Annotated in this window: 14 protein-coding genes; 8 read left to right on the top strand and 6 right to left on the bottom strand. The window is 36.7% G+C overall.

All coding sequences use genetic code 11. The features are described from left to right. Positions 1-79 precede the first annotated feature (79 nt). Positions 80-526 (bottom strand): SRPBCC family protein, encoded by a 447-nt coding sequence (locus FJR06_RS14725; protein ID WP_015078362.1) that lies wholly within the window; start codon positions 524-526, stop codon positions 80-82. Positions 527-871: 345 nt separating this feature from the next. Here FJR06_RS14725 and FJR06_RS14720 point away from each other — a divergent pair, with 345 nt between their 5' ends. The 3 genes from FJR06_RS14720 (at position 872) to FJR06_RS14710 (ending at position 3465) form a co-directional block, all read left to right on the top strand. After that, the gene (locus FJR06_RS14720; protein ID WP_168651700.1) at positions 872-1204 is read left to right on the top strand and encodes an RNA-binding protein; all 333 of its coding nucleotides are present in this window, start codon (positions 872-874) and stop codon (positions 1202-1204) included. Between the two features lie 198 nt (positions 1205-1402). Continuing rightward, positions 1403-2317, top strand: a complete 915-nt coding sequence (locus FJR06_RS14715; RefSeq protein ID WP_015078364.1) for a 3'-5' exonuclease — start codon at positions 1403-1405, stop codon at positions 2315-2317. Positions 2318-2622: 305 nt separating this feature from the next. After that, a complete protein-coding gene (locus FJR06_RS14710; protein ID WP_015078365.1) occupies positions 2623-3465 on the top strand; it encodes a tetratricopeptide repeat protein in 843 nt (280 codons plus the stop codon). 220 nt (positions 3466-3685) lie between these two features. Here the strand turns inward: FJR06_RS14710 and FJR06_RS14705 are convergent, their stop codons facing one another. Beyond that, complete coding sequence (locus tag FJR06_RS14705) at positions 3686-4480, bottom strand: Rpn family recombination-promoting nuclease/putative transposase (protein WP_168651699.1); 795 nt, start codon at positions 4478-4480, stop codon at positions 3686-3688. A 94-nt stretch (positions 4481-4574) separates the two neighbouring features. Further along, positions 4575-5942: a hypothetical protein gene (locus FJR06_RS14700; RefSeq protein ID WP_015078367.1), complete on the bottom strand. Its 1368-nt coding sequence runs from the start codon at positions 5940-5942 to the stop codon at positions 4575-4577. 399 nt (positions 5943-6341) lie between these two features. On the opposite strand from FJR06_RS14700, the gene FJR06_RS14695 reads away from it, so the two are divergent. After that, the gene (locus FJR06_RS14695; RefSeq protein ID WP_015078368.1) at positions 6342-7850 is read left to right on the top strand and encodes a UbiD family decarboxylase; all 1509 of its coding nucleotides are present in this window, start codon (positions 6342-6344) and stop codon (positions 7848-7850) included. 173 nt (positions 7851-8023) lie between these two features. Here FJR06_RS14695 and petE read toward each other — a convergent pair whose 3' ends face one another. Both petE and FJR06_RS14685 read right to left on the bottom strand, forming a co-directional pair. Beyond that, positions 8024-8443, bottom strand: a complete 420-nt coding sequence (gene petE, locus FJR06_RS14690; RefSeq protein ID WP_015078369.1) for a plastocyanin — start codon at positions 8441-8443, stop codon at positions 8024-8026. A 300-nt stretch (positions 8444-8743) separates the two neighbouring features. Then, a complete protein-coding gene (locus FJR06_RS14685) occupies positions 8744-9337 on the bottom strand; it encodes a thylakoid membrane photosystem I accumulation factor (protein ID WP_015078370.1) in 594 nt (197 codons plus the stop codon). Between the two features lie 312 nt (positions 9338-9649). On the opposite strand from FJR06_RS14685, the gene FJR06_RS14680 reads away from it, so the two are divergent. The 4 genes from FJR06_RS14680 (at position 9650) to FJR06_RS14665 (ending at position 12937) form a co-directional block, all read left to right on the top strand. Next, positions 9650-10993, top strand: coding sequence for a Mur ligase family protein (locus tag FJR06_RS14680; RefSeq protein ID WP_015078371.1), 1344 nt, complete (start codon positions 9650-9652; stop codon positions 10991-10993). Positions 10994-11108: 115 nt separating this feature from the next. Beyond that, positions 11109-11381: a hypothetical protein gene (locus FJR06_RS14675; protein ID WP_015078372.1), complete on the top strand. Its 273-nt coding sequence runs from the start codon at positions 11109-11111 to the stop codon at positions 11379-11381. A 106-nt stretch (positions 11382-11487) separates the two neighbouring features. After that, on the top strand, positions 11488-12486 hold the full coding sequence (locus tag FJR06_RS14670; RefSeq protein WP_015078373.1) for a metal ABC transporter solute-binding protein, Zn/Mn family: 999 nt from the start codon (positions 11488-11490) through the stop codon (positions 12484-12486). 289 nt (positions 12487-12775) lie between these two features. Continuing rightward, positions 12776-12937: a hypothetical protein gene (locus tag FJR06_RS14665; RefSeq protein WP_158310497.1), complete on the top strand. Its 162-nt coding sequence runs from the start codon at positions 12776-12778 to the stop codon at positions 12935-12937. Between the two features lie 302 nt (positions 12938-13239). Here the strand turns inward: FJR06_RS14665 and FJR06_RS14660 are convergent, their stop codons facing one another. Next, positions 13240-14682: a phosphoglucomutase/phosphomannomutase family protein gene (locus FJR06_RS14660; protein WP_168651698.1), complete on the bottom strand. Its 1443-nt coding sequence runs from the start codon at positions 14680-14682 to the stop codon at positions 13240-13242. Positions 14683-14767 lie beyond the last annotated feature (85 nt).

The following is a 14767-nucleotide window of genomic DNA, read 5'->3' as shown; positions in this document are numbered from 1 at the left end:
AAGCGCTCCTGCAATCAACGGTTAATAAGTTTAGTTACATAAAAAACGCTCTCCAATCATGGGGGGCGTTTTTTTGTATTCATTTTTCACATTCGCGTTTAGTCACATAATGCCGATAGCGAAACATTGCTTCTAGCTGTGTTTGCACTAACCAACCACTGATAAATTCTATTCCATCACCGCCAGGCATAGAATAAGTAATATTATCGGTTAATTTAGTTTTGCCATTTTCTTCTGTAAACTCATGACGATGTACCCAGGACTCAAAAGGTCCAGATATCTGTTCATCGGTGAACAGACGATATTCTTCATAGTCTGTGTGCCGCGCTAACCAAGTTAAGGGTAAAATACCCAAAAAAAGCCGAAATTCTGTAATTGCACCTGCTGATAGTCCTCCTTCCCGTCTGACTATTTGTACAGGTTGCCAAGGTGGGGTGAGTATTTGGAGTATGTCTGGTCTTTCGTGGAATTTCCAAACTACTTCTATTGGTGCGTTAATAATTGAGGAATGTTTAAAGTGCAACATGAACAAAGAAACCTAAAATTGAGCCTTTAGATTCAGTCTTGATAATTTTATCAGAAAATAGGCTAAAACCCCCGAATTAACCCCTAAAAATCCTTCAACTAAGTATAACGAGAGAATGCCATAAAAAGCTGATGCTGCCATTGCTAATTAAGGTATAAAAAAAATATTTTATAAACTTTTTGAATTTACTGCCTAGATATCTATTTTCTATGCCATAATGGGAGTCGAGAAGTAATTCGGTGGACCTCGTTTGTTTTTAGTATTGATAGGCTTTTCCCCTTTGGTATTTACAGACTTTTCTCCGAAATCTAAATCTCTACACTCTTATGATTTTGGAGAAAATCTATGTCAATTTATGTAGGCAACCTCTCTTATGAAGTTACCCAAGACGGTTTGAGCGAAATTTTTAAGGAGTATGGCAAGGTAAAACGTGTTCAGCTACCTACCGACCGGGAAACTGGTAAAGTTCGCGGTTTCGGTTTCGTGGAAATGGAATCAGATGAAGAAGAAGAAAAAGCCATTGAAGCCCTTGATGGTGCTGAATGGATGGGACGTGATTTAAAAGTGAACAAAGCTAAACCCAGAGAAGAACGTAGTTCTTTTGGTGGTGGAAACCGTAGCGGCGGTGGTGGCCGTAGCGGCGGCTATGGCGGTGGCGGCGGTGGAAACCGTTACTAATATCCATAGACCAAAGCTTAACAAATATCCGCCTCTAGGATAATTAGGTTGAATAAAAGTTCAGGAATTAATACCTGAGCTTTTTTTAATGGAAAATTTTCTATAAAAATAATGATGATGTAGCACTTGCCAGCATGATTAGTCATAAAATGTTACTTTGGGAAGCGATAACTAATTTACACTTCCTGACATTTACCAATGCCTTATCTTACTGCTGCGAGGGAAATTCGTTCCTTAATTACTGAATATACCACAGCTAAAACTTTGTGGATAGATACAGAAGTTGCTGATTATAAAACTCGTAATCCAAGATTATCACTGATTCAGGTGTTAGCTAATCCTGAAGATATGACTGGTAATAGTGTTTATTTATTAGATGTTCTCGATAAATCAGATGTAATTGCTGATTTTGTGGAGAGGATTATGGTTAATGATGCTATTGAAAAAGTTTTTCATAATGCTGGTTATGACGTGAAATATTTGGGAGCTAAAAAAGCCAAAAATATTACTTGTACTTTGGAAATGGCGAAGAAAATTCCCGTCTATTTACTACCATTACCTAATTATCAATTGAAAACCCTAGCTACTAAACTTTGTAATTTTCATGATATTAATAAACAAGAGCAAACGAGCGATTGGGGAAAAAGACCATTAACTGAAGAACAAATAGAATATGCTTATCTTGATTGTATTTATTTAGCTCAAGTACATTTACGATTATTAGAATTAGAGGCAAACTTAAAGATAGATCCAATTAGGGAAGATCTAAGTTTATTGACTGCTAGATATATAGAAATTGAACAGCAACAAAAAATACTCAAATCAGAATTTGAGCATTTACAAGAACGGGTAAAACAAGCGATGTTAGTCCAGAATATTTCTGAAACATCATCTTGTAAACTTACAAGTTATGAGCGAAAAACTATCAAGACTCAGTTTCAGGAATTGGTAGATTTGGTAGAAAATCAAGGTGTTGATTTAGATTTTACAATTACTTTAACCGAAGATATTCGCAAAAATTTGGGGGTAAATTTGGAAAAATTGACTGTAAATGTTGATATAAATACTTATTGGAAAATAACGCCTAAAAATCAAGAAGGTGAGGAATACTGAGAAACTCTGTGAACTAGTTTTGAGTCTATTTCCTGATACTGGTATGGAAATTTTTCTCAAATTGCTAACAAAATTAACAGAATTATCAACGGTAGTCTAGTAATAATACAAATATAGCTATCAGGGATTTTTTTAGTATTTAGTAATATGCGGTGATTGGCTGGATAAATTTATTTATTTCCGATAACTTCAGGGAATTTTATCATTTGAATTGAATATTAATCAAAAAGCGAGAGTATTTCCTAAGTAAGTAAGCAATTTAGTGAATGATTTACTCCAGGTATAATGGCGATTTATAGTAAATTATGAAATGGCAGTTATTGAGACACAAACACAGAGAAGTAAACAGAGCATTCACTATAGCGATGGTTACTATTTTTAGCGGGATTATTTGCGTTTCTTGTAGTAATAATCAAGATGTTTTGGTGACAGAAAGAGGAGCAAGTCCCCCAAATCCACAGATAGGGAGAACCTCTAAAGCTGGGGAATTTTATGTTCAGGGACAAACTCAACATCTTAAAGGTAATTACCAAGCGGCTATTGCTGCCTATAGTAAATCAATTAGTCTGAATCCTCAATATGCACCAGCATTTAAAGGTCGGGGTTTGGTTTATTTTGATACTGGTAATAAAGAGGGAGCGATCGCGGATTATAATCAGGCATTGGGTCTAAATTCTCAGGATGCGGAAGCGTACAATAATCGTGCTAATGCTTTTGTATCTATAGGAGACTACAGAAGAGCGATTGCGGATTATAATCAAGCAATTAGTATTGCGCCTAAATATGCCGAAGTTTACAATAATCGAGGTAACGCCCGTGCAAACCAAGGTGATAAGAATGCGGCGTTAGAGGACTACACTCAAGCAATTCGGATCAATAAAGAATATGCTGTAGCTTATAATAATCGTGGTAATGCTTACGCATCAAGAGGAGAACCACAAAAAGCAATATCGGATTATAATGAAGCAGTTCGCATTAATCCTAACTTCGGTGCTGCTTTCAATAATCGAGGTAATGCCTATGCTGCAATTGGTGATAAACGGGGAGCATTAAAAGATTTACAACGGGCAGCAGCGATTTTTGATAAGGAAGGAAATAAGGATTTATATCAACAAGCGATGAAAAATATTGAGGAATTGGGGAAGTAATTGATAGTATCTTATTTAAGTATTCCCCATCAAGAGGCAAAAATCTCAAATATCTACTGAATTTCACTCTGTTTTTGGCTTGTGGTTAGGTTTGGCTGTAGCCTAGTTCGTAAATAGTTGAAACTAACGATTAAATTTTTATATTAAATATCCCCGACTTGTGCTAAAAATCAGGGATATTATTTTTATGAAAATTGAAACCAAAAACATCGAAGTTACTTTAGTTAGAAGTAGGATTTTTTATCTCTCTTTCTAAAGCTTGAACTTGTTCCAGAGATAATTCCGTAACTTCAGAAATTTGTTCTAAACTCATACCAATTCGCAACAAATTTAAAGCTAACTTTTTGGTTGCTTCTGCTATTCCTTCAGCTTTACCTTTAGCTTCACCTTCTTCGAGAATTTCTTGATATATCACTGATTCTCGCATAATCTCACTCCTGAAAATCTTCCTAATTACATCTTTTTTTAACACAAGACCGGCTAAAACTGCACTAGCAGCAGCTATATTCCCCTGTATCTTTTGATCTGTAATGGCTGCTACTGCTTCTCCTACTTGGCTTAATACCATTTTAGGATCTTTTGTCTGACTTAGCACTGCAAAAGGTAATAAACCTGGAACTGTCATAAATTGGGCTGTTGGTTGTTCCCAAAGTCTAATTATCTCAAATTGATGGTAAGTGTTGTTTAATTTAAAACTATTTTCACTTACTAAGTCAGAACTTGTTTTTCGCAGATAGATGACTACTTGACGCATTTCTTTTTGAGGAAACCGACGATATATCCTAACTCGATAATCTAACATCCTAAAGGGCATATCTTCATCAGTATCGGTTTGAAATTCTGTATGTAGAACTAATTGATCTGATTGTAATAATATTAATGAATCTGCTCTAATTGGATCATTTGATAATTCCGTGGGACTAAGTTCTGTTAATTTAATTGGTGAACCTAGCAACCATGTTGCTATGTCATCTTTGTAATTTTCGGCAATGAATTTACAGATATTGTCATACATGAGAGATTGTTGAAAATAGCAAGTCTTGATATTTTACCATATCAAACTCAAAAAATATTTAGGGTTTAGCATTGCTAAACCCCTACAAAATTAACTAACTAACTGCTAATGAATTTTTACTGTAATATTCGGTTTGCGGGTAGACGCTAATAATGGTATTTCCAACTTCAAAAAATGTCCCGGCTTGTTCATGTTTAGAAAATTGCAAATGGGGATATTTAGCAGCTAATTCATCAGCAGTCATGGCTTTAGCTGATATTTTATTTGGTAAAAGTCCTGTTGCACCAATGTAAAATACCATAGGGGAAATATTTTCTTGGTAAGTTTGCTCAACATAAGCTGCTAATTTTTGGTAAGCTGTCGTCATAGCTGTAATCAAATCTTCTCCATTGACAGATTTGCCAGCGTGTTGAGCATATAATAGCAACGCTAAACGATGATTACCAACTTTATGGAGAATTTCCCCTACTTTACCATTGATATTAATTCCCAGAAAGTCGTCAAAAATGGGTTTCATCAAATCATCAACTTTAGTCAGTTTCATTCTTGCAGAAATGGCTTTTTGTCGAAAAGCAATATTTTGATTTAAACCCATTTCTAAAGTTGGTTTAGGGAAAATCTCCCCAGTTTCTTGGTCATAAACCTCATATCTTCGCGCTAAAAATTGATTAGCAGCATATAATTTACTCAAATTGAGAATATCCTGATTACCAAACTCAATTTTATAACTGATATGAGAATCAATTGTATCTGGATATTCCTGAGTTTTAGGAAAATTCAGATAGAGATTTTTTGACAAATAATGTTGTTTTAATTCCTCTACCTGATTACTCACAAATACATCTGATTGATGGCGTAAATAAGCAGACAAAATACTCATGACAACTTTAATTTCTGCTAATTGAGTAAATAACCCATCAATACTAGCAAACTTGATATTAACAGGAACTAATGGTAAATTATCTAACTGAATTATATATTCAGAATTGAAATCAAACTTGTCAGCAATAATTACACCTTTAGCTTGCAATAAATCAAATACTTTCTTGTTGCTGATTTTGATATTTAAAGCAGAAACATGAACTTTTCCATCTTTAACAATGGTATATTTATTAAAATTATCCAAATCATGAGCCAGCAAACCCGCAACTTCAGTGATATGGATATTATCTTCAGATTTCACCAGCTTAACCTTCCGGCTTATCAACATATTAATAGTAGCCGTATTGCGATTTATAGCAAATACACCCATTTGCACAAAATCACCAGCATAAACATCCTCAGTTTCTAACCAAGGAGTAATCAAATCACCATTAATATCTCTCACCCCCCTCACCCGTTTAATACCAGTTCGGTGGTAATCTTCCTTTAACTTATGTAAATTCAAAATGATATTTTGACGATATGCCGATAAAATTTGGATAAGTTCTAACAGGGAAATCTGGTGATTTAACTTCGACATAAAACCCCCTAACTTTTATTAGGTAAAAACTCAATTTTCCTCTCCCCGTCTCCCTTAGAGGTTGTTTGAAAAGTATTATATGAAACCCATAATCTCCAAAAACCTAACCCCCCTCCCCCCCTTCCCTACAAGGGAATGGGGGTTTTAAAGCCTCTCCCCTGGTAGGGGAGAGGTTTGGAGAGGGGTCTGTTTACACATTAAAAACTTTTAAAACATCCTCTTAGGGTTCACCAGTCGCCTACGGAGGGAAACCCTTCTACAGCGCTGGTTCACTGCGACTCTGCGTGAGGAAAATCCATATTTCTCTTATTATAGTACATATATACTAAAAAGTCAAATTATCTGAATGAAGACTAAAATAACAATAGCTTTACACTTCTTAATAATTAAAACAAAACAATGGCGAGAGATTTACGGGGATTCATTAAAATTCTAGAAGAAAAAGGACAATTAAAGCGAATTTCGGCTTTAGTTGACCCAGATATGGAAATTGCAGAGATTTCCAACCGAATGCTGCAAAAAGGTGGTCCAGGCTTAATCTTTGAAAACGTCAAAGGTGCATCTTTCCCCGTTGCGGTAAATTTAATGGGGACAGTGGAAAGGATATGCTGGGCTATGAACATGGAAAAACCAGAGGAGTTGGAAACCCTGGGAAAGAAGCTGAGTATGCTTCAGCAACCCAAACCACCCAAAAAGATTTCCCAAGCCATAGATTTTGGTAAAGTGCTGTTTGACGTAATCAAAGCCAAACCGGGAAGGGACTTTTTTCCCCCTTGTCAACAAGTGGTAATTGAAGGGAATGATTTAGATTTAAATAAGTTACCTTTAATACGTCCTTATCCGGGAGATGCCGGAAAGATTATTACGCTAGGATTGGTAATTACTAAGGATTGTGAGACGGGGATCCCCAATGTCGGTGTGTATCGGTTACAGCTACAATCTAATAATACGATGACCGTACACTGGCTATCGGTGCGGGGTGGGGCAAGACACTTGCGGAAAGCAGCAGAACGTGGTAAAAAGTTAGAGATTGCGATCGCTCTGGGTGTTGATCCTTTAATCATTATGGCAGCAGCCACACCCATTCCTGTAGATTTATCAGAGTGGTTATTTGCTGGATTGTATGGCGGTTCGGGAGTCAACTTAGCCAAATGTAAAACCGTAGATTTGGAAGTTCCCGCAGATTCCGAGTTTGTTTTAGAAGGGACAATTACACCGGGGGAAGTTTTACCCGATGGACCCTTTGGCGACCACATGGGATATTATGGCGGTGTGGAAGATTCGCCTTTGGTGCGGTTTCAGTGCATGACACACCGCAGAGACCCAATTTATCTTACCACATTTAGCGGTTTGCCACCGAAAGAAGAAGCCATGATGGCGATCGCTCTTAATCGGATTTACACCCCCATTTTACGGCAACAGGTCTCAGAAATAGTTGATTTTTTCCTGCCAATGGAAGCGTTAAGTTACAAAGCCGCAATTATTTCCATAGATAAAGCCTATCCTGGACAAGCACGACGAGCAGCTTTAGCGTTTTGGAGTGCGTTACCACAATTTACCTACACTAAATTTGTGATTGTCGTTGATAAAGATATCAATGTTCGTGATCCTCGTCAAGTCGTTTGGGCAATAAGTTCTAAAGTTGATCCTACCAGAGATGTATTTATTTTACCAAATACTCCCTTTGATACTTTAGATTTTGCTAGTGAGAAATTAGGGTTAGGTGGGAGAATGGGCATAGATGCCACTACAAAAATTCCTCCAGAAACAGAACATGAATGGGGTGAACCATTAAAATCAGATATTGATATAGCTGCAATGGTAGAAAGACGCTGGCAAGAATACGGTTTAGCGGATTTACAATTAGGAGAAGTTGATCCGAATTTGTTTGGTTATGATATGAAGTAATACCCACACTTTCCCTTCTCTATCAGGAGGGGAGTATTTTTTTAAAATTGAAAATTTGGAGAACATAACCATTTTATCTACAATTATAAAAGTATTTTTATGTCTTTATTGTCTATCAAAAGGATTGCTTTTACCATCCCCATCTATTCACAGGGATGGTTAATAGCTATATATTAGCCTTCAACAGTGATTTTACCAACCATGCCAGCACCACGGTGGGGTTGGCAATAAAAGGTATAATCACCAGCAGGAGCGTCAGCAGGAAAAGTGGTTGTTTGTTTTTGTCCGGGATTTAGTAATAACTTTGTATGGGATAAAGCTGTCGCTAATGCTTTGTCATGAGCGGGGTTTTTAGCAGAATCAAATACAACGTTGTGGGGAGGAACTTTGTTGTTTATCCATTCAATAGTGTCACCAGGCTTAACAGTCAACTGCTTTGGTTGAAAAGCCAACAAGCCTTTATCACTACCTAGCTTAACTGTATATGTTTCCGCAGATGCAGTGGGGGTAAATACAGCAAAGCTACCGAAAATTACAATAACTGTTAATACAGCTAGGCTTAAGCGTCGCAAAGTTGCTGCGATAGATTTCATGGTTCTCTCCTGTGGAAGTATGTTTATTTTTCTGATCTCATTTTAAATACAATCAATGCCAAATATGACAACCTGTCATATATTTATTTTTCTAAATTTCCTAAAGGTTAGTTTAAATTACCAAAATAGGGTATGCAAATATCTGCGAGAATGACTGCGCTAAAGCAAAGAGTAACGCACTAGTTTCGGTCAAATCAGAATTGCAGGTTACTAAATTTGCGTTCCTTAGAGAGAGTTAGACGTTCCATAGAACCTCTCTACAAGGGTTCTAGGAAACGCACATTTAATTTTTGGAGATATCTATTGATCTTCTAACTGACTACTGAATTCTCTCGGTGAACGTCGTTTTAACTCGACTGACTCAGTGCGGGGTAATAAGTCAAATACTTCTCTCAATTTGTCGTCTATTTCCTCAAAAGGGACTTGACCTTTTTTATTGAAAACTACCTTACCCGACTGGTCAAAAACTACAACTTGAGGCACACTTCCTCCATAATAATATCCTGGTTCTGTGGGTTGATAGGTTTTGTCAGCTAAAAGAGTATCAACGCTGATAGGAATGATTTCTGTTGCGCGGCCATAGAATGCTTGCATTTCGGAAACAACCGGCGCATATTTTTTGCAATCGCTACTGTCATCAGTGTAGAATGTCACTATCGCTGGTTTATGTTCTGCTAATGTCTGAGCTAGTGTTTCTTTGGAAGGAACTAGAGAACCATTACCAGCATAAATTACAAAAATATTGCCATCATATCGGTCATCTTTAATACCTGCTAATGCTGGCTGCATACTAATTACGAATAGACAAACAAGCAGCAATAAGCATTTTGACACTAACTGGCGACCGTTAGTAATTATTTGAGTTTGTAAAAAAAGCCACTTTATGCTATTCATTAACAGAAACCTTGTCTTTGCTACTATTTTTTGTGAGTTTGTGCTGAACTGATGTTAACTGGTTTGGATAATAATCACACCCACGCACTATTTTTTAAGATAACCTTTACTGGTGTTTTCAGAGAAAAAATTATTTGTTAGTGAGACTATACTCATTTTGATGCTATCTTTTCTAATTAGTTAAACTTACACGAAATGAAGATGAAGTTCTATAGAATAAGATTTCTGGAATAATTGACCGCAGATAAACGCAGATAAACGCAGATAAATACGGATGAAATTCTTTTTGCAATTATAGGTTATTTATAAATCATGACTGTAGGTAAGAAAATAAAAGTTATAGATAGACTCCGCTTGGGTTTTGCGGTATCAATGGCCAAAAGTGTCACGTTTTTGGTGAGGTCACTGCGTCTTGGTGCTGCTAGTGTTTTACCCGGTTCGATTGCGCGACGGATAGAACCCCGAATTTTGGAGTTATTGAGTCAGCAAGTGAAAAATGGGATAATTCTCATTGCGGGAACAAATGGGAAGACGACTACTGCTTTACTATTATGCACCATTTTAGAACGGAAGGGCTTTCGGATTGCCCATAATTCTACAGGTGCAAATCTGGAAAATGGGTTAGCAACGGCTTTGATAGATAATGCGAATCTGCTAGGAAACCTGAATGTAGATTATGCAATTTTGGAAGTTGATGAAAATATAGTTCCCAAGGTTTTAAAACCGCTACAACCTCGAATTATTCTTTGTTTAAATCTGTTCCGTGACCAGTTGGATAGATATGGGGAAGTGGATAGTATTAGTAAGCGGTGGACTAAGGTGATTGCTACTTTACCAACAACAACTGTAGTTATTCCCAATGCTGATGATCCGACTTTATCCTATTTGGGTCAACAGTTACCCCAAAAGGTTTTATTCTTTGGTTTAAATGAACCTGAAAATTATTTAGAAGCTATTCCTCATGCTGTGGATTCTATTTATTGTCCTAGCTGTGGTCATGCTTTAGATTATCAAGGGGTTTATTTGTCCCATTTGGGAGATTTTACTTGTCCTAGTTGTGGTTTTACTAAAAGTCAACCCGCATTATTAAGCCAGGAATGGTCACAAATTCTTGTGGGTTTGTACAATAAATATAATACTTTAGCCGCAGCCACAGCAGCAAAAGAATTAGGAGTTGATGAAGTTAGTATTAGAGATGGAATTAATAATTTTCAAGCTGCTTTTGGTCGTGCAGAAGATTTGGTAATTGATGGTAAACGGGTAAGAATTTTATTATCAAAAAACCCTGTAGGAACAAATGAAACTATTCGCGTCGTCACTGAAAGTACCGATAAAACTACTTTATTGGTGTTGAATGACAGAACCCCAGATGGTACTGATGTATCATGGATTTGGGATGTGGATACAGAAAAGTTAGTAGCACGGGGTGGAACGTTGATTGTCAGTGGCGATCGCGTGTATGATATGGCTTTACGTCTGCGTTATAGTCAGGAATCTCTGGACAGTGACATCAATCTGATTGTAGAGTCAAATTTGCAGCAAGCGATCGCTACTGCTCTAGAGCATACACCAGTGAATGAAACTTTACACATTCTCCCCACCTATTCAGCCATGCTAGAAGTCCGAGAAGTATTGACTGGTAGAAAAATCCTCTAATAACTAACAACTGTACGGGCGAAGCATTTGGAGAACTATTTTTGGCAATGACCGATAATTTATCTTCCAAATGCTTCGCCCCTACTGACAACTGACAACTGACAACTGACAACTTATGAAAATAGTCAAACTGATTTTGCTGGCTTTTCCTATGTTTTTAGCATCTCTGCTATTGGTAGTTAACCCAGCACACGCTTCCAAATTCAAAGCTGCACCCGCTGTCCAAATGATTGTGGTGACATCTAATCAAGCAAATTTTGATATAGCTACACCGCAAATAAATAGCATCACACATTCTGTAATACAACAAATTGGTTGCAATTGCACTAATTGTGTTCAAGCTAATTTACAGAAATTACAAGGTAAGTTACCTATGGCTGGAATTTAATAAATTAGAACAATAAATGTTTTACAAGACACAGCAAGTCTGTGTCTTTATTACTTTATATAATTATTTCTGGACTTTTTAATATATTCATCAATTACAATCAATTATGTCAGCAAAAAAACTATCTACACATTTATTGAAAACTACCATTTTAGGTTTAATGGTGGGTTTATCTGGATGTGGAAATAAACCTATTAATACAACATATAATACCACTAATAAAAATATTAATAATAATTTACCGTTTGTCGTAGCAACTAATAGCGTAATTTGCGATTTAACAAAACAAGTTGCTGGAGATACAATTAATCTGATTTGTTTAATTCCTCCTGGGATAAATCCTATAAATTATAAACCCATTCCAGAAGATAATCAAGCCATTAAAAATGCTAATTTAGTATTGTATCATGGTGATAATTTTGAACCAGGTTTAATTAAAATTATTGAAGAGATTAAAAAACCTAAATTAAAAATTGCCGTTGCTAAAACTATGGGTGTAAATTCCATCCAAATTAGAAAAAACGGTAAGCAAATTATTGAACCTCATGTTTGGCATAATCCTATTAATACTATCAAAATGGTAGAAATAATTAATAGTAGTTTAGTTAAATTAGCACCAGAAAATAAAAATATTTATAATAGAAATACCAAAAAAGTAACTAAAGAAATTAATCAAATTAATAGTTGGATTAAAAGCAGATTAGCTAGTATTCCCGATAAAAATCGGAAATTAGTGACAACAAATTCAGCCATGATTTATTATGTCAAAGCTTATGATATTCCCTATTCAGTCAATTTAGGTAATGTCAAAAATACAGGAAAATTGACAGATCCAAAAGTCATGAATTTGGTTAGAGATATTCAAAAAGCTCAAGTACCAACAATTTTTGCAGATACAAATACCAATTCTAATTTACTCGCACCTGTAGCGACAGCAGCGAAAGTAAAGGTTTCTCAAAGACCACTTTATATTGACGGACTAGGTGAAGCAGGAAGTGACGGAGAAACCTATCAGAAAATGATGACTGCTAATACAAGAATAATTGTAGAAGGATTGGGAGGAACATATTTGAAATTTGAGCCGAAAAATTCTCGAAATAAATAGCTACTGGATTTCCATAGAAACAAAATATTTGCTACTTACGTCTAATCACTAAGCTGCTGTCATAAGTAATGCTACGCTTAGTTGCCAAATCTTCACAAAGAGGGGAAACTGGTAATTATAGTTTACGCGCAACTGTTCAACCATAGTAGGTTGGGTTGACGTATGTTACCCAACATTTGTAAACGACAAAGTTCTAACTGTGTTGGGTTTGGCTATCGCTCTACCCAACCTACATTTTGACTACATTTTTACAATCAATATCAACTTTTTAATTAAGGACTCAAAAATCATGAATCTACAATCATTCTGCACCGCATTGGGATTAACAGCTTTAACATTGAGCGTACAGTTGGAGAGCCAAATTATCAAAGTTCAGGAGGTCAAACGTATTTTAATGTGCGTAATTATTTGCAAAATGCACCCGTTGTTAATGTGGAAAAATAGGCGATAAAATAGCCTAGTACCGCAGGGCGGAAGTCAAAAGTCAAAAGTCAAAACTAATATTGTCGGGTTAAATTTGCATCAGTCTTCTAGTAACTATTCATCATAATTAGTGATTGAAAAAAAAGTAATTAAGAGAGGAAATTGATTAAAACCCGTTTCTAGATAAATCGCAATAAAGTCCCCAACCCATCACCAAAACCCGATAAAATACCCAAATAACATCTTACAAAATAGCCATTTATCCGGGGAATAAATTCCCCGTCTCATAGTTAAAGTCGGTTAAAACCGACTAGGAATTGAAGTTATTAATTAATTGGATTCAGCCCAATTTTTTGCCCAAGCTAGAGTTTTATGAACTTCTTCCAGAGTTGCGGCTTCACAATAAAGACGTAAAACTGGTTCAGTTCCGCTAAATCTAATCATTAACCAACTTTGATCAGCTAGACGGAATTTATAACCATCAATTGTTTGACAACCAATGACTTCTTTACCCGCAATTTCTGTCAAAGGTTGGGATTGCAACTGTTTTAATAGTCGCCCTCTAACTTCCATATTTGCTAAAGGTAAATCAATGCGATCATAGCTGGATGAAAAGTTCGTTTGTTGTTGTAAATAGCGATAATATTCACCTAAATCTAACCCTGATTCCACAACTGCTTCTAATACATAAAGTGCCGATAATAAAGCATCGCGTTCGGGAATATGGCTACCATAACCAATGCCACCGGATTCTTCACCACCTAGTAATACCTGGGTGGCTAACATTCGGTCAGCAATGTATTTATAACCTACTGCTGTTTCATGGATAGAAAGGTTGTGTAATGCGGCTACACGGGGCATTAAGTCCGAACCGCTGACAGTTTTGACGATTTCGCCCTGAAAGTTCCGCCGTAGGGTTAAATGGTCAATTAAAATGGGAATTAAGACTTGGGAACTGAGGAAATTAGCATCTTGATCTACTGCCGCAATGCGATCGCAATCTCCATCAAATACCAAACCCACAGTTAAACCGATTTTATGGGTTTCTCGATGGGTTTTCATAACTGTAAATAGTCGGGAAAGATACTTTGGTAAAGGTTCAGGCGCACCACCTTCAAATAGAGGATCACGGTCGCTATTAATTTCCTTAACTTGTTCCCCTAATAATCGGGCTAATCCCCCAGCCGCTGCCCCGTGCATGACATCCACAAATATTGTTAACTTGCCAGTTGTGATCGCTTCTTTGATTTTGTCAATATCAACTTTAGCCGCCAATGCTTGACAATAACTCGGCCAAGGATCAAAGGTTTTTTCCTTACCTGGAATCGCTGCTGGGGCAACTTTTTCTGATAATAAAGCCTCTATCTCTTGAGTAACTTCCGGTGGTACTGAACCACCAAAAGCACTTTTAACTTTTAATCCTAAATATGCACCAGGATTATGACTAGCTGTCACAACTAATGCCCCTAACGCCTTGAGTTCTTTAGCCGCCCAACTGTAAGCTGGAGTTGGGGCAAAAGTTTCGCTAAACAGGACATCAAAACCCACTGCGGTGACGGCATTGGCAACCACACGGGCAAACTCTTCTGCCATAAATCGGCGGTCATAACCAACAATAATCGTCCTGCTACCTACTTCCGAAAAGTAAGTATTATGTAAAACTTTGGCTGCTACGGTTGCGACTAATGCCAGACGTTCAAAGGTAAACTCCTCACCTATCACACCCCTCCAACCATCTGTACCAAACTTGATTGGGTTAGTTACAACTGACATAAAAATATCCTAAATTTCTAATTCAGGATTCTAGCATTAGTCAGTTGTCAGTTGTCAGTTGTTAGTAGGGGCGAAGCATTTGGAA

This window comes from Dolichospermum sp. UHCC 0352, assembly GCF_009711925.1.
Lineage (GTDB): Bacteria > Cyanobacteriota > Cyanobacteriia > Cyanobacteriales > Nostocaceae > Dolichospermum > Dolichospermum lemmermannii.
Note: the sequence above shows the minus strand (reverse complement) of the source record. Positions and strands in the feature narration are given on the sequence as shown.

Excerpts from the sequence above, each read along its gene's own strand:
- FJR06_RS14665 (WP_158310497.1), top strand. The coding sequence starts at position 12,776 with ATGAATCTACAATCATTCTGCACCGCATTGGGATTAACAGCTTTAACA.
- FJR06_RS14720 (WP_168651700.1), top strand. The coding sequence starts at position 872 with ATGTCAATTTATGTAGGCAACCTCTCTTATGAAGTTACCCAAGACGGT.
- FJR06_RS14695 (WP_015078368.1), top strand. The coding sequence starts at position 6,342 with ATGGCGAGAGATTTACGGGGATTCATTAAAATTCTAGAAGAAAAAGGA.
- petE (WP_015078369.1), bottom strand. The coding sequence starts at position 8,443 with ATGAAATCTATCGCAGCAACTTTGCGACGCTTAAGCCTAGCTGTATTA.
- FJR06_RS14670 (WP_015078373.1), top strand. The coding sequence starts at position 11,488 with ATGTCAGCAAAAAAACTATCTACACATTTATTGAAAACTACCATTTTA.
- FJR06_RS14685 (WP_015078370.1), bottom strand. The coding sequence starts at position 9,337 with ATGAATAGCATAAAGTGGCTTTTTTTACAAACTCAAATAATTACTAAC.
- FJR06_RS14715 (WP_015078364.1), top strand. The coding sequence starts at position 1,403 with ATGCCTTATCTTACTGCTGCGAGGGAAATTCGTTCCTTAATTACTGAA.
- FJR06_RS14660 (WP_168651698.1), bottom strand. The coding sequence starts at position 14,682 with ATGTCAGTTGTAACTAACCCAATCAAGTTTGGTACAGATGGTTGGAGG.
- FJR06_RS14700 (WP_015078367.1), bottom strand. The coding sequence starts at position 5,942 with ATGTCGAAGTTAAATCACCAGATTTCCCTGTTAGAACTTATCCAAATT.
- FJR06_RS14680 (WP_015078371.1), top strand. The coding sequence starts at position 9,650 with ATGACTGTAGGTAAGAAAATAAAAGTTATAGATAGACTCCGCTTGGGT.
- FJR06_RS14675 (WP_015078372.1), top strand. The coding sequence starts at position 11,109 with ATGAAAATAGTCAAACTGATTTTGCTGGCTTTTCCTATGTTTTTAGCA.
- FJR06_RS14725 (WP_015078362.1), bottom strand. The coding sequence starts at position 526 with ATGTTGCACTTTAAACATTCCTCAATTATTAACGCACCAATAGAAGTA.
- FJR06_RS14710 (WP_015078365.1), top strand. The coding sequence starts at position 2,623 with ATGAAATGGCAGTTATTGAGACACAAACACAGAGAAGTAAACAGAGCA.
- FJR06_RS14705 (WP_168651699.1), bottom strand. The coding sequence starts at position 4,480 with ATGTATGACAATATCTGTAAATTCATTGCCGAAAATTACAAAGATGAC.